Annotated in this window: 20 protein-coding genes; 15 read left to right on the top strand and 5 right to left on the bottom strand. The window is 40.9% G+C overall.

Annotated features, from left to right (window positions below):
- Positions 1–50 precede the first annotated feature (50 nt).
- Positions 51–971, top strand: a complete 921-nt coding sequence (locus HYD28_11555) for a hypothetical protein (GenBank protein QLE09536.1) — start codon at positions 51–53, stop codon at positions 969–971.
- A gap of 70 nt (positions 972–1,041) precedes the next feature.
- Here the strand turns inward: HYD28_11555 and HYD28_11550 are convergent, their stop codons facing one another.
- Positions 1,042–3,228 (bottom strand): OsmC domain/YcaO domain-containing protein, encoded by a 2,187-nt coding sequence (locus HYD28_11550; GenBank protein QLE09535.1) that lies wholly within the window; start codon positions 3,226–3,228, stop codon positions 1,042–1,044.
- 192 nt (positions 3,229–3,420) lie between these two features.
- Positions 3,421–4,440, bottom strand: coding sequence for a LacI family DNA-binding transcriptional regulator (locus tag HYD28_11545; protein QLE10546.1), 1,020 nt, complete (start codon positions 4,438–4,440; stop codon positions 3,421–3,423).
- A gap of 414 nt (positions 4,441–4,854) precedes the next feature.
- On the opposite strand from HYD28_11545, the gene glk reads away from it, so the two are divergent.
- The 7 genes from glk to HYD28_11510 all read left to right on the top strand — a co-directional run bounded on the left by glk (position 4,855) and on the right by HYD28_11510 (position 12,723).
- Complete coding sequence (glk, locus tag HYD28_11540) at positions 4,855–5,853, top strand: glucokinase (GenBank protein ID QLE09534.1); 999 nt, start codon at positions 4,855–4,857, stop codon at positions 5,851–5,853.
- A 22-nt stretch (positions 5,854–5,875) separates the two neighbouring features.
- A complete protein-coding gene (locus HYD28_11535; GenBank protein ID QLE09533.1) occupies positions 5,876–6,889 on the top strand; it encodes a LacI family DNA-binding transcriptional regulator in 1,014 nt (337 codons plus the stop codon).
- Positions 6,890–7,320: 431 nt separating this feature from the next.
- Positions 7,321–9,171 carry a phosphogluconate dehydratase gene (locus HYD28_11530; protein ID QLE10545.1) on the top strand — a complete coding sequence of 617 codons (1,851 nt, stop codon included), beginning with the start codon at positions 7,321–7,323 and terminating at the stop codon, positions 9,169–9,171.
- A gap of 34 nt (positions 9,172–9,205) precedes the next feature.
- A complete protein-coding gene (eda, locus tag HYD28_11525) occupies positions 9,206–9,826 on the top strand; it encodes a bifunctional 4-hydroxy-2-oxoglutarate aldolase/2-dehydro-3-deoxy-phosphogluconate aldolase (GenBank protein QLE09532.1) in 621 nt (206 codons plus the stop codon).
- Between the two features lie 18 nt (positions 9,827–9,844).
- A complete protein-coding gene (gene gap, locus HYD28_11520; protein QLE09531.1) occupies positions 9,845–10,849 on the top strand; it encodes a type I glyceraldehyde-3-phosphate dehydrogenase in 1,005 nt (334 codons plus the stop codon).
- A gap of 125 nt (positions 10,850–10,974) precedes the next feature.
- The gene (locus HYD28_11515) at positions 10,975–11,418 is read left to right on the top strand and encodes a hypothetical protein (GenBank protein QLE09530.1); all 444 of its coding nucleotides are present in this window, start codon (positions 10,975–10,977) and stop codon (positions 11,416–11,418) included.
- A 183-nt stretch (positions 11,419–11,601) separates the two neighbouring features.
- Complete coding sequence (locus HYD28_11510; protein ID QLE09529.1) at positions 11,602–12,723, top strand: sterol desaturase family protein; 1,122 nt, start codon at positions 11,602–11,604, stop codon at positions 12,721–12,723.
- Between the two features lie 41 nt (positions 12,724–12,764).
- Here HYD28_11510 and HYD28_11505 read toward each other — a convergent pair whose 3' ends face one another.
- The 3 genes from HYD28_11505 to HYD28_11495 all read right to left on the bottom strand — a co-directional run bounded on the left by HYD28_11505 (position 12,765) and on the right by HYD28_11495 (position 16,623).
- Entirely contained in the window at positions 12,765–14,039 is a 1,275-nt protein-coding gene (locus HYD28_11505; GenBank protein ID QLE09528.1) for a protein kinase, read from the bottom strand.
- A 53-nt stretch (positions 14,040–14,092) separates the two neighbouring features.
- Positions 14,093–14,806, bottom strand: a complete 714-nt coding sequence (locus HYD28_11500; protein QLE09527.1) for a YebC/PmpR family DNA-binding transcriptional regulator — start codon at positions 14,804–14,806, stop codon at positions 14,093–14,095.
- A 74-nt stretch (positions 14,807–14,880) separates the two neighbouring features.
- Positions 14,881–16,623 carry an ABC transporter ATP-binding protein/permease gene (locus tag HYD28_11495; protein ID QLE10544.1) on the bottom strand — a complete coding sequence of 581 codons (1,743 nt, stop codon included), beginning with the start codon at positions 16,621–16,623 and terminating at the stop codon, positions 14,881–14,883.
- Between the two features lie 209 nt (positions 16,624–16,832).
- Here HYD28_11495 and HYD28_11490 point away from each other — a divergent pair, with 209 nt between their 5' ends.
- The 7 genes from HYD28_11490 (at position 16,833) to HYD28_11460 (ending at position 24,511) form a co-directional block, all read left to right on the top strand.
- Positions 16,833–17,879 (top strand): NAD(P)-dependent alcohol dehydrogenase, encoded by a 1,047-nt coding sequence (locus tag HYD28_11490; protein ID QLE09526.1) that lies wholly within the window; start codon positions 16,833–16,835, stop codon positions 17,877–17,879.
- Positions 17,880–18,085: 206 nt separating this feature from the next.
- On the top strand, positions 18,086–18,457 hold the full coding sequence (locus tag HYD28_11485) for a hypothetical protein (protein QLE09525.1): 372 nt from the start codon (positions 18,086–18,088) through the stop codon (positions 18,455–18,457).
- A 74-nt stretch (positions 18,458–18,531) separates the two neighbouring features.
- The gene (gene secD / locus HYD28_11480; GenBank protein QLE09524.1) at positions 18,532–20,343 is read left to right on the top strand and encodes a protein translocase subunit SecD; all 1,812 of its coding nucleotides are present in this window, start codon (positions 18,532–18,534) and stop codon (positions 20,341–20,343) included.
- Entirely contained in the window at positions 20,340–21,260 is a 921-nt protein-coding gene (secF, locus tag HYD28_11475; GenBank protein QLE09523.1) for a protein translocase subunit SecF, read from the top strand. The genes secD and secF overlap by 4 nt, the downstream gene beginning before the upstream one ends.
- Positions 21,261–21,336: 76 nt before the next feature.
- A complete protein-coding gene (locus HYD28_11470; protein ID QLE09522.1) occupies positions 21,337–21,813 on the top strand; it encodes a GreA/GreB family elongation factor in 477 nt (158 codons plus the stop codon).
- Between the two features lie 200 nt (positions 21,814–22,013).
- Complete coding sequence (locus HYD28_11465) at positions 22,014–23,408, top strand: RimK family protein (GenBank protein QLE09521.1); 1,395 nt, start codon at positions 22,014–22,016, stop codon at positions 23,406–23,408.
- Positions 23,408–24,511 (top strand): GNAT family N-acetyltransferase/peptidase C39 family protein, encoded by a 1,104-nt coding sequence (locus HYD28_11460; GenBank protein QLE09520.1) that lies wholly within the window; start codon positions 23,408–23,410, stop codon positions 24,509–24,511. The genes HYD28_11465 and HYD28_11460 overlap by 1 nt, the downstream gene beginning before the upstream one ends.
- Positions 24,512–24,513: the final 2 nt, after the last annotated feature.

Genomic DNA, 24,513 nt, shown 5'->3' with positions numbered 1-24,513 from the left:
CTTTGAACCTGTACTAGGTAAACCTGAATTTAGCATAAAAAGGAATTAATATGAAAACTGCTAGATGGTTCGTTGCCAGCTTTTTACTGCTCTTTACGACGACTGTTTTTGCTTCAAAGGAAGTTGTGATTGAGAAGTCTGATAAATTTACTGCACTGTCAAAAGGCTTTAAGGTAAGTGTTAGAACTGGCCCTACAAAAAACGCTAAAATTTATGACTTTTCGACAAAGAAAATAACCATCGCTGATGAGCATGGTGCACCTTTTCAACGTTACTATCTGCAACTTGCCAAAGCCAATAAAGAGTGGGCTAAAGAAATAGTTACGTTTGACGACAAAACGAATGTAATTGACTTAAATGCACTACTTTTTGGTCAATTGATAGATACTTCGGAATTGAAAAAATTAGACTCTGCGCATGCTTTTTCTTTCTATAATCGCCTTGAACGTATTCTCTCGGAAGAATATGGCACATTTGAACAGGTGTACAGAGATGGTCTTGCTGACTATCTAAGTTATATGTCGATAGAGGCCGGTTTTGATAATTACATAGCGAGAACAGGTATAGCGGGTGATAAACTCATACAAGCACTTAAAAAAGTAAATATGCCGCCTTTGGTTGAACACCAACAATTAATTACTGAGTTTATTAAAGCTGTAAATCAAAAAGACAAAACGTGGTTGTTGGCCCAACAACAACCTAATTCCTCACAAAGAGCCTCAGGGATTTATGCGCGCGGTTTAAACGTACTTTTTGAGTACTTTGACAGAATCGGTAACCCTACAAAGTTTAATATTATACGAGAAACGCAAGGCCGTTCTTTTGACCTTAATTCGAATAAATACTTTATTATTGAATTGCTTGAACATAAAGGCCAACGAGAAAAAGTAGAGATGGAGTTTATGTTTGTAGACACTTATGGTGGCCGCTTTATTGCTGAGTATGATATTACAGGCGTGCATTTTCGCTAAGTTAACATTTAAGTGTCGCGAAAAAGTAAAGCCGCACGTTGTGAAAACGTGCGGCTCGGATATTCCTTGGTTACAGCCCCGCTTTTTTCGCGCGAGCAGCGTGTAGCTTTTTGTAACTTTCGATTAAACGAAGGTGTCTATCTAAACCTTCAAGCTTCATGCTGGTTTCTGTTAAGCCATAAAACATCACATCGCCATTGATTGAGCCAACTACAGCATCCATGGTTTCTTGACCAAACATACGAGTGAAGCTGTGAATGTAATCTTCAATCTCAAGGTCATCGCTTAGTGCTACTTCTAACGTTGCGTGCATTGCCTGGTAGAATAGGCCACGTTCAACAATGGTATTGTCATTATATTGTAAGAAAGCTTCAACCAGCTCCATTGCCGCTTCTAAATCACCGAGTGCTAAATAAATAAGCAGTTTTAGCTCAAGAATCGTTAACTGACCCCACACTGTGTTTTCATCAAACTCAATGCCGATTAAGGTGATGATATCAATGTAGTTATCTAGTTCACTTTGTTCTAGGCGTTCAACTAAATCGGCAAGTTGATCTTCTGATAAACGGTGTAGGTTTAAGATATCTTCGCGGAAGTTCAGTGCTTTATTGGTATTGTCCCAGATTAAGTCTTCTACAGGATAAACTTCTGAGTAATCGGGCACCAAAATGCGGCAAGCAGTACCAAGGTCAGAGAACTCAGCAATGTAAGCTTCTTTACCTAAGCTTTCTAAAATTCCGAATAAGCTCGCTGTTTCTTCCTCATTGCTGCCAGAGAAATCCCATTCAACAAAATCATAATCGTGTTTAGCGCTGAAGAAACGCCATGAGATCACGCCCGTTGAGTCAATAAAGTGCTCTACAAAGTTTTCAGGCTCAGAAACCGCCATGCTATTGAACGTTGGCTTAGGTACATCGTTTAAGCCTTCAAAGCTTCTGCCTTGTAATAACTCAGTTAAACTGCGCTCTAACGCAACTTCAAAGCTTGGGTGCGCACCAAAAGAGGCAAATACCCCTCCTGTTTTAGGGTTCATGAGTGTTACGCACATCACTGGGAACTGACCACCTAGCGAGGCATCTTTTACTACAACAGGGAAACCTTGTTCTTCAAGACCATTAATACCCGCAACAATACCTGGATATTTATTTAATACTTCCTGTGGTACGTCTGGTAAAACAATTTCTTGTTCAATGATTTGACGCTTAACGGCACGCTCGAAAATTTCAGATAAACATTGTACTTTTGCCTCGGCAAAATTGTTACCTGCGCTCATACCATTACTTAAGAATAAGTTTTCGATCAGGTTTGAAGGAAAGTAAACAGTTTCACCGTCTGAATGGCGAACATAAGGAATAGAGCAAATACCACGATCTTTATTACCAGAGTTGGTATCGATTAGGTGTGAGCCACAAAGTTCACCATCTGGATTATAAATTTCACGGGTGTAATTATCTAAAATACCCTCTGGTAGCGAGTCATCGTCAGTTAGTGCAAACCACTTTTCATTTGGGTAATGAACAAACTCGCTATTGGCAATGTCTTCGCCTAAGAACTGGTCGTTATAGAAGAAGTTACAGTTTAAGCGCTCAATAAACTCACCTAAAGCAGAACATAGCGCGCTTTCTTTAGTTGCACCTTTACCATTGGTAAAACACATTGGCGACGCAGCGTCACGGATATGTAAAGACCACACATTTGGCACAATATTACGCCAAGAAGAGATTTCGATTTTCATCCCTAACTCTTCAAGGATGGTCGTCATATTTGCGATGGTTTCTTCAAGCGGTAAATCTTTACCTAAAATAAACGTGTTGCTGTCATCACCTGGTTTTGCCATCAGCATTGCTTGCGCATCAGCTTCAATGCTTTCAACAGTATCGATTTTAAATTCAGGGCCGGTTTGAATAACACGTTTTACTGTACAGCGTTCAACAGAGCGTAAAATACCCGTGCGGTCTTTCTCAGAAAGGCTTTCTGGTAATTCAACCTGAATTTGGAAAATTTGGTTATAGCGGTCTTCTGGGTCAACGATATTGTTTTGTGCAACACGAATACCATCTGTCGGGATATCGCGTGAATTACAATACACTTTAATAAAGTAAGCCGCACACAATGCAGATGAAGCTAAGAAGTAATCGAATGGACTTGGTGCAGTGCCATCACCCTTATAGCGTATAGGTTGGTCTGCAATGACAGAGAAATCATCAAACTTAGCTTCAAGCCTGAGGTTGTCGAGAAAATTAACTTTAATTTCCATTAAAAAATTCCACCTTTGTGCGCGTTGCTATCTAAGCTTTGTGTGCCAGATAAGCGTTTTCATCATAATAGGTGTAATTATCTGCTTTTTCGAAGTAATAGTCTTGGGTAAATCGAAAAAAAACTAATTTTAATGCAATAAGTTTCTGGTTGGGAAGGGAGTAGGCGATAACAAAGCTGTTATCGCTAAAAATTAAACACTCGAACCACGAATAATTAACCGTGGTGGTAAAAGGGTATTCTCTACATCTTCACCCCGAATGAGTTTGAGCAGGTTATCTACCAACATTTGTCCGGCGAGGGTAGTGTCTTGTTGAACAGTGGTAAGTGGTGGGTTTACAAAGCTGGCAACCGCAATGTTATCAAAACCAACAACATGTACATCATCGGGGACCTTGATTTTTGCTTCTTTTAACGCGCGAATAGCACCAATAGCAATCAAGTCGCTGGCCGCAAATAATGAGTTAAAACGAATGTTATTTGCTATGAGGGAACGAGTCGCGTGATAGCCAGATTCTTCTGTTGAAATAGCATTAGCCATCTTACGCTCGTTTAAAGCCACGCCTTTGGCTAAGAATGCATCTTTAAAACCTTGGTAGCGAGCAAAAAACTCAGGGCTATGATCAGAGGCATCACCAATAAATGCACAATCAGTTCTTCCGGTTGCGAGTAAATGCTCAGCAGCTAATTTACCACCGCCGTAGTTATCACAGCTGACAGTTAAATCTGGGCGGTTATCTACGCTTGCACCCCAACATACAAACTTAGTGTTTTGGTCAATTAAGGTTTTAAACTTAGGTTGATAATCGAGGTAATCACCATAACCAAGCAAAATTAGGCCATCTGCACGGTGGCTGTCTTCGTAATCAGCTTGCCAATCAGAGCTGCTAGACTGAAACGATACGAGTAAATCGTAGCCTTCTTTTGCACAGGCTCTTGTAATACTGCCTAGCATTGCTAAGAAGAAAGGATTTATTTGTGATTCATCCGAGGTTGGATCTTCAAATAATAAAAGTGCCAGGGTGCTACTTTGTTGTGTTCTTAAGTTACTGGCATTTTTATCAACTTTATAGTTGAGCTGCTTTGCTACCTCGTGAACACGTCGACGCGTTTCTTCGTTGACCAAAGGGCTATTTCGCAGCGCGCGAGACACGGTTGACTGTGACACACCCGCATAATGTGCAATGTCAAATGATGTCGCCTTACCTTTCATATGGTTACCAAATAACAGAAGAAGTATTTCCATTTTCGGCTATTTAATATTTTTTTCAAGCTATTTGTGACAAGCGGCGTGTGTGTGACTGTTCTGTACACAGCTAGGCATTTTTTATGCGTATATATATGCTTTTTCGATACTTAATACGCAGGTTTTCTTAATAAATACGTATGCATGCACAAATAATGAAAATTTTTATTGATCCCAATCTGACACCGGTGTCATAATGTCACTGTTTTATCATTTTGTTGTCAAAACGTATTTGGCTGCCCATTCAATTGGGCAGCATTTTTTTAATACAAAAGATAGCTTCCTTGAGGCAATGACCCAAAGTTTAGCAGACACAATGGCTTTGCCATTGAAAACTAGAAAAATAAGCGGCAACTAGCTTAGACAAATAGAGAAAACAACATGAACACACAGACAACGACAGAATTCGCTCCTATTCTTGTTGCCGATATTGGCGGCACTAACGCTCGTTTCGCTTTAATCACTGACTTTAATGCACAAACTAACCAGTTTGTTATCGAGCATAATTTAACATTCCCAAGTGCTGACTTTGGCTCTTTAGAAAGTGCAATTACTCAGTATTTCAGCCAAATTTCATTTCCAAAGCCAAACCGTGCATGTTTAGCGGTAGCGGGTCCGATTAAAGCAGGTCAAGTACATTTAACAAACCTTGGCTGGCACTTTAATGTTGCAGACTTAAAAGTTGAATTCGCATTTGAGCAACTTGAAGTAATCAACGATTTTGCTGCATTTGCTTATGCGGCTCCTTATTTAGATGATTCACAAAATATGGCCGTTAAAGCAGGCCAAGCTGATGAAAATGCTAATATTGCCGTAATGGGACCTGGTACAGGTTTTGGTGCTGCGTGTTTAGTTCGAACATCTCAAGGCAGCGCTGTTCTTAGCTGCGAGGCAGGCCATATTACTCTTGCAGCAGTAACTGAATTAGACCGGTTGCTAATTACTGAACTTAAAAAGCAATTAAATCATGTGTCTGTAGAGACTGTGTTCTCAGGCCCTGGTATAGCGCATTTATATCGTGCTATGGCTGCAGTAAAAGGCGTTGAAGCTAAGAATTTAGATGCAGCACAAATCAGTGAGTTGGCAACTACAGGTCAATGTGAAGTGTGTGATGCAACGCTAAATCAATTTTGTGATTGGATTGGTAGCGTAGCAGGGGATTTAGCCCTGACATTTGGCGCATTAGGTGGCGTATTTATTGGTGGTGGTATTTTACCTCGCATGCAACAACGTCTATTATCTAGTCGATTTGTTGAACGTTTTGCAGACAAAGGCATAATGTCGCAATATACTTCACAGATCCCTGTTACGCTTGTAACACAAGACAACATTCCATTCATTGGTGCTGCTGCGTGTATACATGTTAAAAGTAATGCGTAATTAGCAGTTGGATGTAGAGCGGATGAAGAAAGTAACCATCAACAGTGTCGCCAGCTATGCCGGTGTATCGAAAAAAACAGTATCTCGCGTTCTCAACAACGAGCCAAACGTGAGTGATGCAACGCGCGAAAAAGTACTTAAAGTATTTAAAGAGCTTGATTACACGCCAAACCCAATTGCACGAGGTTTGGCACAAAACCGTAGTTTTATTATTGGTTGCTTATACGATAATCCTAGTAAAAGCTATATTACCCGTGTCCAAACTGGTGCCTTAGCTGCCTGTCATGAGCTTAATTACAACTTATTGATCCATCCTTGTGAGTTACGTGGCGACGAATTAATTAGTAATATTGAGCAGTTGATTCAAACCTCGCGTTTAGACGGTATTGTACTGACCCCTCCATTTTCAGATTTTCCTGAACTTGTAAGCTTTTTAAAATCGAAAAAGATCCCGTATGCTCGCGTCGCATCAGCGGTACTTGAAGACGACTCTATTTCTGTAAGAAGTAATGATGAGCAGGGAGCTTTTGAAATAACTGAGCATCTTATTAAGCTTGGTCATAAAGAAATCGCTTTCATTAAAGGTCACCCTGATCACAGTGCTACAGAGCAACGTTTTAAAGGTTACCGAAGAGCACTTGCTTCAAACGGCATTGAGTTTGATGAGCGCTTAGTTGAAGAAGGTAACTTCAGTTATCACTCAGGTGTTGACAGTGCCCGTACTATTCTAGATTTAAATCCTCGGCCAACGGCGGTATTTGCTTCAAATGATTACATGGCAGCAGCGGTGTTAAAACTTGCTACGCAAATGCAGTTAAGAGTGCCAGATGATATTTCTATCGCTGGATTTGATAACGCTCCAATTGCTCGTCATATCTGGCCAGGGTTAACTACCATTGCTCAACCAGTTGAAGAAATGACTCAGCAAGCAGTCAAGCAATTGATTACTCATATTAGTGACCCACAAGAGTCGCCTTATCAAGTAACCCTTGAAGCAAAACTCATTACTCGTGAGTCGACAGCTGCAATTAAATAAATTTCATCTTGTTTTTTCACAGTAGCCCGAGAATGAGTGACGCGTTCTCGGGCTTTTTTATTTCAGATGGGTAAAATGGATAACAACACTTTAACTCATTGTTTTAAAATAGAACTAACTACAAACTTAGGCTAGAGGGTACGCCTTTGATAGTAGTACTTCATATGAATTCTGCTCATATTCTACTAAAATAAAGTTGTTCATTATTTGGTCATTTAAAAAAATTAAACTAAATTTAACAGATAAGGTTGACACCGGTGTCACAGTCATGAGTTAATACAGTGACACCGGTGTCAGGTTGGTTGTGAGAGACAGCCTGTCAGCGTACCTTTGAACGGGTAAATCAAAGATGCTCAGTATAATTATTTTCGTGGAGTCTGTAATTGTTACTGAGCCTTTATCCTCTAACTATAGAGATGAGTCGAATTTATATGTTGCATCCTCGTATTCAAGAAGTCACCGAACGCGTTATCGAACGCAGTAAAGAGACCCGCCAAGATTATTTAGAGCGAATCTCGCACGCAAAAAAACAAACAAGAGTTCGTGCAGGTTTAGGCTGTGGTAATATTGCACATGTTATGGCTGCTTGTAGCAGCGATGACAAAGATCGTTTAAAAGCAGACGAGCAACCAAATCTAGCTATCATCAACGCTTATAACGACATGCTTTCTGCGCATGTCCCTTACAAAGATTACCCAGAAATCATCAAAAACCTTGCGACTAAGTACGATGCAACAGCACAAGTTGCTGGCGGTGTACCAGCAATGTGTGATGGCGTAACACAAGGCCGTGACGGTATGGAGTTATCATTGTTCTCACGTGACGTGATTGCAATGTCTACTGCGGTTTCTTTATCGCATGATGTATTCGACGGTGTTTTCTGTTTAGGTGTTTGTGACAAAATCGTCCCAGGACTTTTAATTGGTGCTTTATCATTTGGTCATTTACCAACGTATTTTTTACCAGCAGGTCCAATGCAATCGGGTATCCCGAATAAAGAAAAAGCTCGTGTTCGTCAAAAATTTGCACAAGGCTTAGTAAGTCGTGAAGAGCTTCTTGAAGCTGAAAGCGCATCTTATCACAGTGCCGGTACATGTACTTTCTACGGTACGGCAAACTCGAATCAAATGTTAATGGAAATCATGGGTCTACATTTACCAGGTAGCTCTTTCATTAACCCTTACACAGAACTACGTGATGGTTTAACAGGTCATGCTGTAGAAACCATGTTAAAGCAGTTAATCGAAACAAAAGATGCTAACTGCCTTGCAGATGTAGTAAGTGAAAAAACAATTATTAATGGTTTAGTTGGCTTGTTATCAACAGGCGGCTCAACAAACCACGCAATCCACTTAGTGGCTATTGCGAAAGCTGCAGGTGTGATCCTAACGTGGAAAGACATGGCTGACTTATCTGAAGTTGTGCCACTTCTTACGCGTATCTACCCGAACGGCTCAGCTGATGTGAACCACTTCCAAGCAGCTGGCGGTATGGGCTTCTTAATGAAGCAACTACTTAGCAAAGGTTACTTACATAACGATGTGAAAACGATTGTCGGTGATGGGTTAGAAGCATACACCACGGAGCCAATGTTAGATAAAGATTCATCGGTGATTATGACTAACAGCACAGGCCCAAGCAAAGTTAAATGGGTGTCGTGTCCTGAAAAGTCACACGACGAAGAAGTATTGCGCCCAATTGATAACCCGTTTAGTAAGCAGGGTGGTTTACAGCTTCTTACTGGTAACCTTGGTAAAGCAGTTATTAAAGTATCAGCAGTGGCAGAGTCACACCAAGTTGTTTCTGCACCAGCTAAAGTATTTAGCTCACAAGGTGAGTTACAAGAAGCGTATAGCCGCGGTGAATTAAACACAGACTTTATTGCTGTAATTAAAGAGCAAGGTCCGAAAGCGAAAGGCATGCCTGAACTTCATAAGTTGACGCCAGTAATGGCAACACTGCAAGACCAAGGCTACAAAGTGGCGATTGTCACAGACGGTCGTATGTCGGGTGCATCTGGTAAAGTTCCTGCTGCAATCCACTTAGCACCAGAAGCTGTTGAAGGTGGTGTAATCGCTAAAATTCACGAAGGTGATTTAGTGACGCTTGACGCACCAGCAGGTGTATTGAAAGTACATGTAAGCGATGAAGAATTAGCAAAACGTGAATTACAACTTAGCCAACCAAGCCAAACATACGGCACAGGTCGAGAGTTATTTGCAGGTTTCAGAAATATAGTAAGTAGTGCAGACCTAGGCGCTAGCGCCTTTGGTTTAGAATAATAATACGCCGTTACTGGGCTATGAGGAACAAACAATGAGCATTGAGAAAATTTTATCATCGGCACCTGTGGTACCGGTTGTTGTTATCGAAAAACTTGAAGATGCAGCACCCCTTGCACGTGCGCTTTATAACGGTGGCTTAAAAGCATTAGAAATTACTTTGCGTACGCCAATTGCGGCAGAAGCAGTGAAGCTAATGAAAGAAGCCGTACCAGAAGCATACGTTGGCACAGGTACTGTGGTTGATAAAGCGACATTTAATGCATCAGTTAAAGCCGGTGCTGACTTTATGGTTAGCCCTGGCGTAAACGACGAATTATTAGCACTGGCTAAAGAGTCTGATATTCCATTTTTACCAGGTGCTGCGACACCAAGTGAAGTAATGAAATTAGCAAGCCAAGGCTTTAAGTTTCAAAAGTTCTTCCCTGCAGAAGCAGCGGGTGGCACTGCAATGCTGAAATCAATTGGTGGCCCTTTACCACAAGTAACATTTTGTCCAACAGGCGGCATTAGCCTTGAAACAGCACCTAACTACCTCGCACTTAAAAACGTAATCTGTGTGGGTGGTACGTGGATGTTAGACAAACAACTTATTGAAAACAAAGACTGGCAAGCCATTGAAGCGCTTGCTCGCCAAGCAAGTGAAGTAAAATAATTAACGGGAGATATTAGAATGATTAATGTTGCAATTAATGGCTATGGACGTATCGGTCGTAACGTATTACGTGCCCTTTATGAGTCAGCTCAAAACAACGAAATCAAAATCGTTGCAATTAACGATTTAGCACCAGCAAATGTTAACGCGCATTTAACTCAATTTGACTCAGTTCACGGTCAATTTTCTCAAAAAGTAACACTTGCTGAAAACACCATGCTAATTGGTAATGACGAAATTACCCTTACGCAAGAGCGTGATCCTGCAAACCTTCCTTGGAAAGCTCTAAACGTAGATATCGTTCTAGAATGTACTGGTTTATTCACTTCACGTGAGGCAGCGGCTAAACACATTGAAGCAGGTGCTAAAAAAGTAATCGTTTCTGCTCCTGGTACTGATATGGATGCAACTGTTGTTCATGGTGTTAATAGTGAAGTATTAAACGCTGACAGCAACATTATCTCAAATGCATCGTGTACAACAAACTGTTTAGCGCCGATTGCAAAAGCAATCAACGACACAGTAGGTATCGAGCAAGGTAGCATGACGACAATTCATGCATACACAAACGATCAAAACTTATCTGACGTTTATCACCCAGATTTATATCGTGCACGTAGCGCAACTCAGTCAATGATCCCAACTAAAACAGGTGCTGCTAAAGCAGTTGGCTTAGTACTTCCTGAACTTGCGGGTAAACTAGACGGCATGGCAGTACGTGTACCAACAATCAACGTTTCTTTAGTAGACTTAACGTTCGTTGCTAAGCGTGAAACAACTGCAGCAGAAATCAATGAAGTAGTTAAAGCAGCATCAGAAGGTGCAATGCAAGGTATTCTTGAATACAACGAACTACCGCTTGTTTCTATCGACTTTAACCATAACCCAGCGTCTTCAATCTTCGATTCTACCCAAACTAAAGTAGATGGTAAGCTTGTTAAAGTGATGGCTTGGTACGATAACGAGTGGGGTTTCTCAAACCGCATGTTAGACCAAGTTAAAGCGCTAGGTCAGTTCTTATAATAGAACAGTAAAAGTTTAAGCTTTATCCAACAAAGCCACGTTTATCGTGGCTTTTTTGGTTTTTACTGGAAATTAATTTGGATTCACATTACTTTATTGTGCGTAATTGTTTTCAAGGAAAGATAATGAAAAAAATCTTATTAACTACGTCACTCTTTTTATCGTCGATACTGCCTTGTTATGTATCCGCATCGCAAGAAGCACAGCAACTTGCAGTGTGTTTAACTGATTCACTAAATGGCAAAGAACGAAAGAACCTCGCTAAGTGGATTTATCTAGGTATGTCGACGCACAGTATAATTAAGCCTTTCTCGAACGTGACAGAACAAGATATGGATGAAACTAATCGCTATGTTGGTGCGTTAGTTACGCGTTTATTAACCGAAGACTGTCCAAAGCAAGCAAAGGCGGCGATAGAAGTCGGCGGTCAGGGAGCAATGGAAAACGCATTCGGTATTGTCGGTGAAGTTGCAATGCAAGAGTTAATGGCTGAGCCAAGTGTGGGTAATGCTTTAGGTGCATTTGATAAATACCTTGATCAAGATAAGTTTGATAAAGCATTTCAGTAATAGTTAAAGGCTTATTCTTTTATAAGCCTAAATCGTTTTATAAGGATATGGATGTTCAATAATATTAGACACTTCTTCGCTATTAATTTTTTATTTACACATTTTCGTGATGACTCAGCGTACATTTGTTCCTAAATTCTTCTGTGTTATGCTGCAAAAAATTGATAAATGGATTTTTATATCATGACTCGTCTTTATCATCGGTTATTTCGGGCTGAGCAGTTTCAAGTGGGTGAAGGCAATATCAGTGGCTATATTGCCTGCTTCTTAGCGATTTTATCCTGTTTAGGAGTATTAGCTTTTCACTTTCCTGAGTACTTAACGACGCCAGAGCTTCGACAAAACTACAGCGTTGAGTTTTTGCGTCAGCTAATGTTCGTGGCACTAATTATTTCAGGCAGTTTAGGCTTGTTGAACTTTGTTCGTAACACTAACAAACGACTCGGTGCTACAGCTTGGGTGCTGATACTTCTTGCTATTGCATTTGGTGGCCCGAATGTTCAAGTGGGCGATTTTAGAGATAATACGCCATACCTAGGGCTTGATTGGTTCATTCTTGATTTACTTGGCTCCACACTGATTTTTATTTTAATTGAGAAGCTGCTACCGCACCGCAAAGAGCAAAAAATTCTCCGCACTGAGTGGCAAGGCGATTTAAATCATTTCTTTGTAAATCATTTAATTATCGGTTTTGTGCTTCTTGCAACCAATCAGTTTGTGCATCACGCATTTGGCTGGGCTGTATCTGATACTGTGCAAGGCTTTATTATAGAAATGCCATTTTTACTCCAGCTCTTCTTAATTATTTTAGTGGCCGATTTAATGCAATACTTTGTGCACAGGGCTTATCACGAAGTACCTCTGCTTTGGCGTTTTCATGCCGTGCATCATAGTGCAAAAGAAATGGATTGGCTCGCAGGCTCACGTCAGCATATTTTAGAAATATTAGTGACGCGTAGCTTAGTACTTACGCCTATTTTTGTACTGGGCTTTCCATCTGAAGTCATTAGCCTTTATGTGATTATTGTTGGCTTTCAGGCTGTGTTTAACCATGCCAATGTTCGCGTAAATTTTGGTTGGTTAAAGTATTTTCTGGTTACTCCTCAGTTTCATCATTGGCACCATTCATCTGATAAAGCGGCCATTGACCGTAACTATGCAGCGCATTTTTCTTTTTTAGATTATCTATTTGGCACCGCTGTAAAAGGTCAAGCAGAGTGGCCCGATAAATATGGTGTGGTTGGCGATTACATGCCCGAAGGAATGTTAAAGCAGCAGCTGTTTCCGTTTAACAGGCAAAAATAAAGCCTCAGTGAGGCTTTGTTTATAGGCAAATTAGTATTAAATCATAATCGCGCAAGCAGCTCAGAAAAGCGAGGTCGTTTTTCTGAGTTGAGTACCAAGCACTCTTGGGCTATGTCGGCAAGCATCTTTGTAATGTTGTTTTGTTCAGTCACAACAGTCAGTAAATCATCGATAAAATAACCGAGGGCACGTACTTCAATGCCTTCTAATAGCTGTTGTTGAGTTGGCATTAGCATCGATAAATCGGTTGCGGCACCAAAGTCACCAAACAATAAATCGCCTTGTGAATTGATCATGCTGTTATGGGCATAAATGTCACCATGGCTAACTTGCTTTTTATGCAAATGGGCGAGGGTACTTGTCATTTGTTGAATGATTTTTAGCACCATTTCTGGCGTGTACTGGCAGTTGTCTTCGAATGTGTCACGGGTACAACTTGCAAGTGATGGTGGTAAGCCAAGGTTCGTAAACTCTTTATTGATCAGCTCCATTACTAAACCCAGTTGTGACTCTTCATCAACATAGCCCAACGCTTTAATTAGGTTTGGGTGCTCACTTGCTTGTAAACAGCAATTAAGCTCATCGAGTGGGTAGCCATCACTGGTGATCTCGCCTTTAAATAACTTAAGGGCAACAGGTCGTTGATGCCAGTTTGCGAAGTGAATAACCCCAGATGCGCCTTGGCCAATCTGCTTTTTAACATCGATTTCATCCAGTGCTATTTGGCTAAACAGCTCACAATGTAAGCTGGTTGAACGATTTAAATCGTTACCAGAGAAGGCAAGCCAAGCAAGTTTCGGTAAGGCTAAAAGCCAATCTTCAACTTTTGTAAGCTTATTGGCGCTTAAACGTATTAGCTCAAGCTCTTTACAATTAGCCATTGAGGCTGGCAAATGTGTTAACTGATTGCCGGCCAGTGCCAGCTTTTTAAGCTGACTGTACTCACCAAATGTATCCGGCAAAGCGGGGATTTGATTATCAGTTAAGATCAGCCATTCAATTTTCGTTGGCAAACAGTGTGCTTTAAATTCAGTAATTTGATTACTTTTAAATGCCACCATGATTAAGTTTGGGCATTGTCTTAGCACGTCAGGTATGTGTTTAAACTGATTAAATGATAAAAACAGTCGTTTTAGATTTTTTAATTTGTAAAAATCGTCAGGTAAATCACTTAGCTGGTTATTAGATAAATCAAGGGTTTCTAACGTATCGGCTAGGGTATAAATTTCTTTTGGGAATTCAGTTAGTTCTGCAACAAGCTGAAGCCGTGTACAACCTTGTAGAGAACCGGCTTTTAACTCTTCGAGGGTATTCAATGTTGATTCCTTTGTGCTAAAAGGTAAAAGGCCAACTTGGTTGGCCTTTTTAATTAAAACTGTGCGTTATGGTAAACGTTTTGTACGTCATCACAGTCTTCTAGCATGGCTAAAAAGCGTTCCATTACTTCAACGTCTTCACCTTCAATTGGTGCTTCTACTTGCGGCACAAAGGCAATTAGATCTTCGTGGAAATCAGTAATTCCCATTTCTTCAAGTGCTGTACGGGTGTTGTTGTATTCTGTGTGTGGAGCAAATACGGTGATTTTACCGTCTTCAACTTCTACATCTGTTACATCGACATCTGCCATCATCAATGCTTCTAATACAGCTTCGTCATCATCACCGTCAAAAACAAAAATAGCGAGGTGATCAAATAAGTGTGATACTGAATTTTGCGCACCAATTTTTGCATTTGCTTTAGTAAAACAAACACGTACGTCAGCGAAGGTACGTTTGTTGTTGTCGGTTAAGCAGTCAACAATGATCATACAGTTGCCCGGGCCGTAACCTTCATAGCGAGTTGCTACGTAATCTTCGCCGCCACCACCTTTGGCTTTATCGATTGCACGCTCGATTACATGCGTAGGTACTTGGTCTTTCTTAGCACGCTCAATTAAGCGACGAAGTGCTAAGTTGCCATCGGGATCAACACCACCATTCTTAGCGCAGATATAAATTTCTTTTCCGTACTTTGAATAAACTTTGGTTTTTGCACCCGCAGTTTTTGCCATTGAGTCTTTTTTGTTTTGATAAGCTCTGCCCATCTGCGTGTTGCCTTTTTGTTATAGATAAAAATAAAGCCGTTATTCTAATCATTTAACCTAGTAGTTAACAGTGTTTATTCGTCGCTTTGCTGTAACTGCCACATTCGAGCATATTCGCCATTCGCCGCAAGTAGCTGTTGGTGCTGACCTTGTTCAACAACTTGTCCTTGTTTCATAACAATAATTTTGTCTGCGTCGGTGATTGTAGATAAACGATGGGCAATGACTATGCTGGTGTGCTTTTGCGCGACTTCACGCATAGCACTTAAAATAGCTTGCTCTGAATGCGAATCAAGCGCTGATGTTGCCTCATCAAATAATAAAATAGGTGAACCCTTTAAAATGGCTCTGGCAATTGCTATACGTTGCTTTTCGCCGCCCGACACTTTTAAACCGCGCTCACCAACAAGGGTTTTATCGCCTTTATCTAGGCTTGCAATAAACCCATCTAAGTGGGCAAGGCTTATAGCTTTATCAATATCATCTTCGCTTGCCGTTGGATTTCCGTAGGCGATGTTTTCGCGAATGCTGGTGTTAAATAGCACGGTATCTTGCGGTACGATGGCAATAGCTTGGCGCAAACTTTCAAGTGTAACTGTGTTGATTACTTGCTCATCAATATAAATTTTGCCCGCATCCACATCATAAAAGCGGTAAAGCAGGCGGCTTAAGGTACTTTTACCTGCGCCACTGGCACCGACAATCGCTACTTTACTGCCTGAAGTAACCTCAAAACTTAAATTATTTAAAATAGGCCGTTGTTTGTCGTAACTAAAAGAGACATTCTCAAATCGAATAGCTGCTTTTGTTGTAGTTAATGGTTTTGCATCTTTGTCATCGCTAATAGCGGCTTTTCGATTTAATAAGCCGAGCATGTTTTCAAGATCAGTTAGTGCACGGCGTATTTCACGATACACAAAGCCTAAAAAATTAAGAGGTAGAAATAGCTGGATCATGTAAGCATTGATCATTACAAGCTCACCTATGGTCAGCTCTTTATTGACCACTGAACTGGCACCTAGCCACATTAGTGCTGTAATAGCTGCGGCGATAATAAGTGCTTGCCCTGAATTTAGCGCCAGTAACGATAAACGATTTTTTAGCCTCGCTTGTTCCCACTTAGCTAAAAAGCTGTCGTAGGTGTTTGCTTCATAATGTTCATTGTTGAAGTACTTAACGGTTTCGTAATTTAGTAAGCTGTCGATAGCACGAGTATTTGAGTTGTTATCGGCAGTATTTGCTTCACGTATAAATCGGTTACGCCACTGAGTTACTATTACAGTAAAAGCAATGTAAATAGCGACAGCGATAACAGTGACTAATGCAAACCAAGGTGAAAACAAGGTCGCAAAAATAATGGCGACTGTGATTATTTCAAATAGGGTTGGCACGATGTTAAACATCAAAAAGCGCATTAAAAAGCTGAGGCCATTTGTACCACGCTCTATATCGCGACTAATACCGCCTGTTTGCCTATCAAGGTGAAAGGCTAATTCTAAACTATGTAAGTGTTTAAATACTTTTAAACCAATATGGCGCATAGCGTGCTCAGTAACACGGCCAAACAATGCATCGCGAACTTCACCAAAAAACACACTGGCAAAGCGCAGCAAACCATAGCCGATGAGCAGGGCAATAGGAACGCTTAATATCGGGTTGATACTAGAATCTACTTCGTCGATTATTTCTTTTAGTGCCCAAGGCATCAGCAATGTGGCCCCCTTGGCTGCAATAAGAGCTAGTACAGCCAAAATAACTCGGCCTTTAAAGGTCATTAAATAGGGCCAGAGTGTTTTGATGCTTTGTGATAGGTTCATTGCATCAGGCGATCTCGTCACCTGTTCTTTGCGGCTCATTCCACGCATGGGGGTCTCTTAAATCAATTTGATAAAAATAGGCAAAAGCTTTCGTGTTTTAGGCAAGTGTAATTTGCAAATTTACCTCTATACTGAGTGCAGTATACACCAGCGCATTAGCAAATTTGTTAATTGCATGAGTTAAACACGAAGAAAATTAAGGAGTAAGCATGAAAACCGTCGGTTATGCAGCACATGATTCAGAAAAACCATTAGAGCCGTATCATTTTGAACGCCGTGCACTTCGTGAAGAAGATGTATCAATTGAAATTCTTTATTGTGGCGTGTGTCATTCAGACTTACACACAGCAAAAAACGATTGGGGCTGGACTCAGTACCCAGTAGTACCGGGTCATGAAATTGTTGGCCGCGTTCTTGAAGTGGGTAGCGGCGTTACTAAATACAAAGTGGGCGATAATGTCGCTGTTGGTTGTATGGTAGATAGCTGTTTGAGCTGTGACCAATGTCATCATGGTGAAGAGCAGTTTTGTCGCGAAGGAATGGTGGGTACATACTCAGGGCAAGATCGTATCAGTGGCGAACTTACTCAAGGTGGGTATTCAAAACACATTGTGGTTCGTGAAGAGTTCGTACTCAATGTACCTAAAGGTTTAGAACTAGCGAAATGTGCGCCAATTCTATGTGCGGGTATCACAACTTATTCACCACTACGCACGTGGAATGTTGGCCCAGGCAGCCGTGTTGCGGTAATTGGTCTAGGTGGTTTGGGTCACATGGCAATTAAAATCGCAGCTGCAATGGGTGCACATGTTACGGCAATTAGCCGCAGTGATAAGAAAAAACAACAGGTTTTAGATTATGGTGCGAAAGACTTATTAGTCTCAAGTGATGAACAAGCGATGCAAGCACATGCTAATCAATTCGATCTAATAATTAATACCATACCCGTTAAACATGACTTTACACCTTATATGCCACTACTTGATATAGATGGTACCCAAGTGCTAGTTGGCCAAGTTGGTGAACTTGCAGAATCAAACTCTGTTCCACTTCTGCTTGGACGTCGCCGTGTTGCTGGCTCATTGATAGGTGGTATAGCACAAACCCAAGAGATCCTCGATTTCTGTGCGTTACATAATATTCTGCCAGAAGTTGAAATGATCAAAATGGAACAAATTAATGACGCTTTCGATAAATTAAAGCAAGGTGATATGGCCTCACGCTTTGTTATCGACATGTCATCATTAGAAGTTTAACTTGTTTAACAAAGTTAAATTAATAAGCGGGTCGAGTTAGGCTCGCTTTATTTTAGTTACTTTTATTTAAGTAATAACTTGTTTTTTATTTTTTTACCCTCATTATAGCTGTGTTATCCACTTAATTTATTGGTCAGTTCTTGTTACGGTTTTTCTCAGTCATTATCTTGCTATTTACTGTGTTCTTTAGTGCACAGAGCATGGCTATGCCTGACACTCACTCACACTATGCTGCCACTAAATTGTTCCAAGTCGAGCTGACTAAAACCCCAGTTATTTCTCAAACTCATACAGCTAAGCATCCTAAACCGGTAGAACCATCGGGGTTTGATACCCTTGTGCCGCGTTTAACTGCCAGTAATTCATCATTGTTTCTTTACCATAGTCAGGTTGACCCTGATTACGAGCTATTAATTGAATTCTTTGCTGAAGATTGGGGAAAAGAGCACTTTTTAGCGCCACCAAGTGCTGTGCGCATGCTCCCATGGTTTGCGTTAGCCACGCAACGTAAATCCCGCATTAGTGGCTGGAAAGACGCTAATCTCTTGTACAAAGCGAATACGACCTACCATAGCTAAACGACTTCCTTCGTTACTTTTTTATTTTTGGAATTATTTTTTTACCGGCTGAAAATGCTGGAAGGAAGTCATGTATGTCACATAAATCAAAGCCGGCGCTATGGCGTCGTCTAAAAATGAGTTATGTCGCTATGATAGCGGCGTGTATTTTATTAGCGGTTAGCGCACTACCTAATCTTTACCCTAACAAATCTTGGTTGCACATTAGCTTGCCAGATCAAACTGTGACGCTGCAAAGTGTGACAACTTCACTAAATCAACATGGTTTTGAAGTGTCTGAAGCTAATGATAGCCAAGCACAACTGGCTATTTTATTAGCTGAGCCTACTCAAAGTGCCAATGCACTGAGTTTTATAAAAACTCAATACCCACAGCTGGAAGCTAAAATTGTTGAGCATGCGACAAGCCCACAATGGCTTCAGCAGCTTGGTCTTTCACCGATTAAGTTAGGACTTGACTTAAATGGTGGGGTGCTATTTGTGCTTGATGTTGACCTAGATAAAGCAATGCAAGAGCACTTAAACAGTGTGTATCAACAAACTAAATTGACGCTTCGAAAAGACAAAATTCGTGGTATTAGAGCCAGTGAAGTAAAAGAAGGGGTTGAGCTGCAAATTTTACCAAGCGGTGAAGGGCAACTCCCAGGACTCATCTCAACCTTACAAGGTCAATTCAAAGGCCTGATGCAAACTAAATCAACGAGTAATAACCTAACCACAGTATTACTGCATTTTAATGAGCAAAGCCAAAGCGAATTCAATAAACAAGTCATGGCACAAAGCTTAACAACCCTGCGTGGACGTATTGAAGAGCTTGGCATCACAGAAGCGGTGACGCAAAGGCAAGGTAAACAACGAATTCGAATCGAGTTACCAGGGGTACAAGATCCATCAGAAGCTAAACGCATTATTGGTGCAACAGCGACCCTAGATTTTTATCAGGTCGTCGAAGTGGGTGGTAAAGCGTTTAATGTGCAAGGTGGTGGTGTTGTTAATTTAAATCCTGTGGCGATTTTTTCAGGTGATCACATCAATAATGCCAGTGTTGGTAAAGATGAATGGGGCAAGCCTTTAGTCCAGCTTAGCTTAGACTCTCAAGGTGGCGATGCAATGTCTGCTTTTTCAAAGCACAATATAGGTAAGCCAATGGCCACGGTGTATTCTGAATACTCCCGGAATGCAAATGGCGAAGTTGTGAAAAAAAGCGAAGTGATCAATGTGGCAAACATTGCACAGCATTTAAGTTCTCGTTTTAGTATTACGAATATGAAAAGCCCACAAGCAGCTTACGATTTAGCGCTTTTACTTCGTGCAGGGTCGCTCACAGCGCCAGTGACAATCGTTCAAGAACAAACCATAGGTCCAAGCTTAGGTAGTGAAAACATTGAACACGGATTAGCTGCTTTAATGCTTGGTATCGGTATTACCCTTGCATTTATGGCGCTTTGGTATCGTCGTTTAGGCCTGATTGCCAACATTGCGTTGTTACTTAATTTAACCGCTTTAGTCGGCTTAATGTCGTTATTACCTGGCGTGGTGTTGACATTACCGGGCATCGCAGGGCTTGTATTAACAATAGGCATGGCAGTTGATACTAATGTAATTATCTTTGAGCGAATAAAAGAGGAAAAACGTAAAGGTCGACCTACCTATCAAGCAATAGAGCAAGGCTATAACCAAGCATTTACGACCATTTTTGATGCCAATGTGACCACCATGATCACAGCTATCATTCTATACGCCATTGGTTATGGGCCTGTGAAAGGTTTTGCAATTACATTAGCGCTCGGACTATTAACCAGCGTATTCACCGGTGTTTACATTTCAAAAGCGCTTAGCCAAACACTCTACATTAAACTGACAAATTTATCGGGGGCTAAAGCATGAGTTGGTCAACATTAACTGCAGCGAGTAAATCGCGCGTTTTAGGGTTATTGCTAAGCTGTGTTTTAGTCATCGCGAGCTTAGGTGTTTTATCTGTCAAAGGGCTAAACTTTGGCCTTGATTTTACAGGTGGCTACATCACTGAGATAAACACAACGTCAGTAACAACTATTGCTGATTTAAAGGCAAAGTTAAGTCCTGAAATTGCAAACAAATTAACCATAACTAAAGCGGGTGAATACCACTTTGTTTTAAGAGAAGCGCCAGAGCTTAGTGAAGCCAGCAATTGGCAATCAGAGCTGAATGAGCAAGGTGTAGAATTTACCGTGCTTTCAAGTTCTTTTTTAGGTTCACAAGTCGGTGATGAGCTTTTTGAGCAAGGCTGTTTAGCATTATTTGCAGCACTGATTGCCATTATGGTTTATTTAGCTGTACGTTTTGAATGGCGACTCGCGGTAGGCTCAGTGGTTGCACTGTTACATGATTTAATCTTAGTGCTTGGCTTGTTTTCCTTGTTAGGGCTTGAGTTTAATTTAACCGTGCTGGCGAGTTTACTGGCTATTATTGGCTATTCATTAAATGACTCAATTATTGTTGGCGACAGAGTTAGAGAGCTTTTACGTATTCAGCCAGACAATCAACGCATTAATACCCATGTTGTGATTAATGATGCAATTGGCTCTACGTTAACGCGTACATTGATCACCTCAGGCACAACACTTGCGACCATTGCTTGTATTTGGCTGCTTGCTGGCGCTGCATTAACGGGTTTTGCTATCGCGTTATTTGCAGGCATTGTGGTGGGCACCTTCTCATCGATTTGTATCGCCGCCACCTTACCGCAATTATTAGGGTTAAGTTCAGAAAATTACACCCAAACACTGGATGATAAAACCAAAGCCTATATGGATATGCCATAAGTCAGTTTTATAACTTACTTTCATCAGCCGCTATTTTTCCATAGAATAGCGGCTTTTCTGTTTTAACTGCTTTGATATGAATAAAACACACGTAATTGAACATTTACGCTTTGCGCTAGAGGCACAACTGCAAGACGCCAAAGCAGCGGCAAAAGCGGCTCATGATGCAGCAACCCACGAAGAAAGTGTTGCTGAAACTCAATACGATACCTTGGGTTTAGAAGCCGCTTATTTAGCGCAAGGGCAAGCTGAACGAGTTAATGAGTGCTACCGTGACATACAAGCATTCAATACAGTGTTTAAAGAAAGCGAATTTAATAAGGTTCGTGAAGGTGCATTAGTGTGTCTTGTCGATGAACAAGATAACTCAAAGTGGTTTTTTATGGGCCCAAGTGCAGGTGGCTTAGTAGTCACCGTAAAAGAACAGCCTATATATGTTGTAACCCGTGAAGCGCCGTTAGGTAAACAGCTGATTGGCAAGCAAATTGATGATGAAGTAACACTGACAATTGCAGGTAACGCACAGTTTTATAGCGTTACAGAAATAGTATGATCAAGAAAATTTATTAATCAGTAAATTTCATCTTCAAGTAAAAAATAACTCGTTGGTCACAAAGTAAAAAAACCTCTATAAATCACATCAAGCTTAATGCTTATAAGCACCCATCTAGTTAAGTGAAGTTTAGCCTCATGCGTTCACTTAATCGGCTGGGTGTTTTCATTTTTTTCATAAGACTTAATTTAGGAAAAGTCGTGTTTAAAACCTTGATTGTGGTTGATAACAATGAGCAACGTATTGCTCAAAATTTCGAAAATGTCATTACCTTTGACACCTACTTACGTGATTACCCAAAACATAATGAGCCAAAAACACGCATTTTAAACTTGTGTGATACAGGGCAGTATTTAAGTAAAGGTTATTATTGTTCTTTGCTTGCTGAAGCAAGAAAGCATCAGGTATTACCGAGTGTAAAAACAATTAATGCACTACGTAGCGATGAGCATAGCACGCGTCATAAAGAGCTTGCTGGTTGTACTGTATTTTTTGGTCACACAGATCAAGAGCAGCAAAGCAAAGCAACTAAAGCATTATTCTCGCAATATCCTGCGCCTATTTTGGTGTGTGATGAACAAGGTGTTGTGAAGCAAGGTGCGATTGCATCATTAGATGACACGGGCTTTACAGAGTTTGTAAAGCAACTCAATAGCTTTACGATGTCTGTATGGCGCATTCACGATAAAAAACGTCGTTACCGTTGGGATATGGCCATATTGGTTGATCACCAAGAAAAAGTGCCACCAAGTGATAAAGATGCCATTGCTAAATTTATTAAAGCAGCCGCTAAACATGGTATTTATGCACAAGCACTTACATTTGATGAAATTACCAATATTGCACAATTTGATGCGTTGTTTATTCGTCAAACAACGGCCATCGACCATCCAACCTATCGTTTAGCGAGTAAAGCACAAAGCTTAGGGTTAGTGGTGATTGATGATGCAGAGTCGATACTGCGCTGCTGTAATAAAGTGTATTTGCACGATGCTTTTAATTATCAAAAAGTGCCGAGTTTAAAAACTCACGTTGTGGCTGATACAAGTGAAGAGACAATTGAAAGTTTAGAAGCAAACTTCAGCTACCCACTGGTATTAAAAATGCCAGAAGGCTCTTTCTCAAAAGGCGTATTTAAAGTTGCTAATCGTGATGAGTTAGTTGCTAAATTAACAGAGCTGTTTGAGTTTAGTGCACTTGTGCTTGCACAAGAGTACATGTACACCGAATACGACTGGCGTGTCGGGGTGTTAAATGGCCGTGCAATTTATGCGTGTCGTTATTTAATGGCGCGTAATCACTGGCAAATTTATAACCATGATGCAAAACGTTTCTTTTCTGGTGGCTTTGAAACCTTGCCAACATTTGAATTACCTAAAGTGGTACTCGATGCGGCGTTAAAAGCCTGCAAAACGGTAGGTAAAGGTTTGTATGGTGTTGACGTTAAAGAACATCAAGGTAAAGCATACGTGTTAGAAGTGAATGACAACCCAAGTATCGACCATAAAGTCGAAGATGCCTATTTAGGTGATGAGCTTTATATGATCATTATGGATGAGTTTAAACAACGCTTAGAAGCACGAGGCCGTGGTTAATGAACGCCTCTGTTTGTCAAATCCGTTTTGCTCAGGCAACGGATTTGGCGGCCCTTGTTGCCATTGAAGAACAAAGCTTTAGTCAAGATAGATTAAGTAGTCGTAGTTTAAAACGTTGGATCAGCGCAACGCATGGCTTACTGATGGTGGCCGAGATCGAGAACCAACTAGTTGGTTATGGTTTGGTTTGGTGTCACAAGGGGACGCGTCTTGCTCGGCTATATTCACTGGCGGTTTTGCAATCTCAGCAAGGCAAAGGCATTGCTTCAAAGTTACTGCTTGCGCTTGAAAACGAAACAGCTAAACGCGGCCGTTTATATATGCGTCTAGAAGTTGCGGTAAACAACCTATCGGCAATTTGCTTATATGAAAAACTGGGTTACCAGGTGTTTGGTCATTACAGTGATTATTATGATGACCATAGTGATGCCCATCGAATGCAAAAAAACATTCGACGTAATATCGAGTTTAATGCCGATAAACACACGCCTTGGTACCAGCAAACAACCGAGTTTACCTGTGGTCCTGCGGCGTTATTAATGGCAATGTCATCATTGAATGATACCGCAATGAGCCAACTGAAAGAGCTGGATATATGGCGTGAAGCTACCACTATTTTTATGACATCAGGGCATGGCGGTTGTCACCCTCTAGGGTTAGCACTTGCGGCAATGAAACGAGGTTTTAAAGCTGATGTAGTTTTAAATACTCGTGAAACTTTGTTTATTGATGGTGTAAGAAGCGAAAAGAAAAAAGCCATCTTGCATACGGTTCATAATCAATTTGTGGCAGAAGCGATAGCTGCAAAGTTGCCAGTACGCTATCAAGAGTTAACCTTGGTTGCTATTGAGGATTGGCTTGCGGAGGGTAAAGCGGTGGTGTTATTGATCAGTACCTATCGATTTGATGGTAAAAAGTCACCGCATTGGGTGTGTGTAACGCATATTGATGAGCATTGCTTGTACGTGCATGACCCGTTTTGTGAAAACGAAAAACAATTGGCGATTGATTGTCAGCATGTCCCAATAACCAAAGCCGATTTTAACAAAATGGCTAGTTTTGGTTCATCAAGACTCAGCACTGCGATGGCCTTTTATTTATAAAT

Origin of the sequence: Pseudoalteromonas shioyasakiensis, assembly GCA_013391845.1 — a bacterium.
In the GTDB taxonomy this organism is placed as follows: Bacteria; Pseudomonadota; Gammaproteobacteria; order Enterobacterales; family Alteromonadaceae; genus Pseudoalteromonas; species Pseudoalteromonas apostichopi.
This window is presented reverse-complemented; position numbering and strand designations above follow the sequence as displayed.

What these genes read in the sequence shown, in the direction of transcription:
- HYD28_11555 (QLE09536.1), top strand. Translation starts at nt 51, where the DNA reads ATGAAAACTGCTAGATGGTTCGTTGCCAGCTTTTTACTGCTCTTTACG.
- HYD28_11550 (QLE09535.1), bottom strand. Translation starts at nt 3,228, where the DNA reads ATGGAAATTAAAGTTAATTTTCTCGACAACCTCAGGCTTGAAGCTAAG.
- HYD28_11545 (QLE10546.1), bottom strand. Translation starts at nt 4,440, where the DNA reads ATGAAAGGTAAGGCGACATCATTTGACATTGCACATTATGCGGGTGTG.
- glk (QLE09534.1), top strand. Translation starts at nt 4,855, where the DNA reads ATGAACACACAGACAACGACAGAATTCGCTCCTATTCTTGTTGCCGAT.
- HYD28_11535 (QLE09533.1), top strand. Translation starts at nt 5,876, where the DNA reads ATGAAGAAAGTAACCATCAACAGTGTCGCCAGCTATGCCGGTGTATCG.
- HYD28_11530 (QLE10545.1), top strand. Translation starts at nt 7,321, where the DNA reads ATGTTGCATCCTCGTATTCAAGAAGTCACCGAACGCGTTATCGAACGC.
- eda (QLE09532.1), top strand. Translation starts at nt 9,206, where the DNA reads ATGAGCATTGAGAAAATTTTATCATCGGCACCTGTGGTACCGGTTGTT.
- gap (QLE09531.1), top strand. Translation starts at nt 9,845, where the DNA reads ATGATTAATGTTGCAATTAATGGCTATGGACGTATCGGTCGTAACGTA.
- HYD28_11515 (QLE09530.1), top strand. Translation starts at nt 10,975, where the DNA reads ATGAAAAAAATCTTATTAACTACGTCACTCTTTTTATCGTCGATACTG.
- HYD28_11510 (QLE09529.1), top strand. Translation starts at nt 11,602, where the DNA reads ATGACTCGTCTTTATCATCGGTTATTTCGGGCTGAGCAGTTTCAAGTG.
- HYD28_11500 (QLE09527.1), bottom strand. Translation starts at nt 14,806, where the DNA reads ATGGGCAGAGCTTATCAAAACAAAAAAGACTCAATGGCAAAAACTGCG.
- HYD28_11495 (QLE10544.1), bottom strand. Translation starts at nt 16,623, where the DNA reads ATGAACCTATCACAAAGCATCAAAACACTCTGGCCCTATTTAATGACC.
- HYD28_11490 (QLE09526.1), top strand. Translation starts at nt 16,833, where the DNA reads ATGAAAACCGTCGGTTATGCAGCACATGATTCAGAAAAACCATTAGAG.
- HYD28_11485 (QLE09525.1), top strand. Translation starts at nt 18,086, where the DNA reads ATGCCTGACACTCACTCACACTATGCTGCCACTAAATTGTTCCAAGTC.
- secD (QLE09524.1), top strand. Translation starts at nt 18,532, where the DNA reads ATGTCACATAAATCAAAGCCGGCGCTATGGCGTCGTCTAAAAATGAGT.
- secF (QLE09523.1), top strand. Translation starts at nt 20,340, where the DNA reads ATGAGTTGGTCAACATTAACTGCAGCGAGTAAATCGCGCGTTTTAGGG.
- HYD28_11470 (QLE09522.1), top strand. Translation starts at nt 21,337, where the DNA reads ATGAATAAAACACACGTAATTGAACATTTACGCTTTGCGCTAGAGGCA.
- HYD28_11460 (QLE09520.1), top strand. Translation starts at nt 23,408, where the DNA reads ATGAACGCCTCTGTTTGTCAAATCCGTTTTGCTCAGGCAACGGATTTG.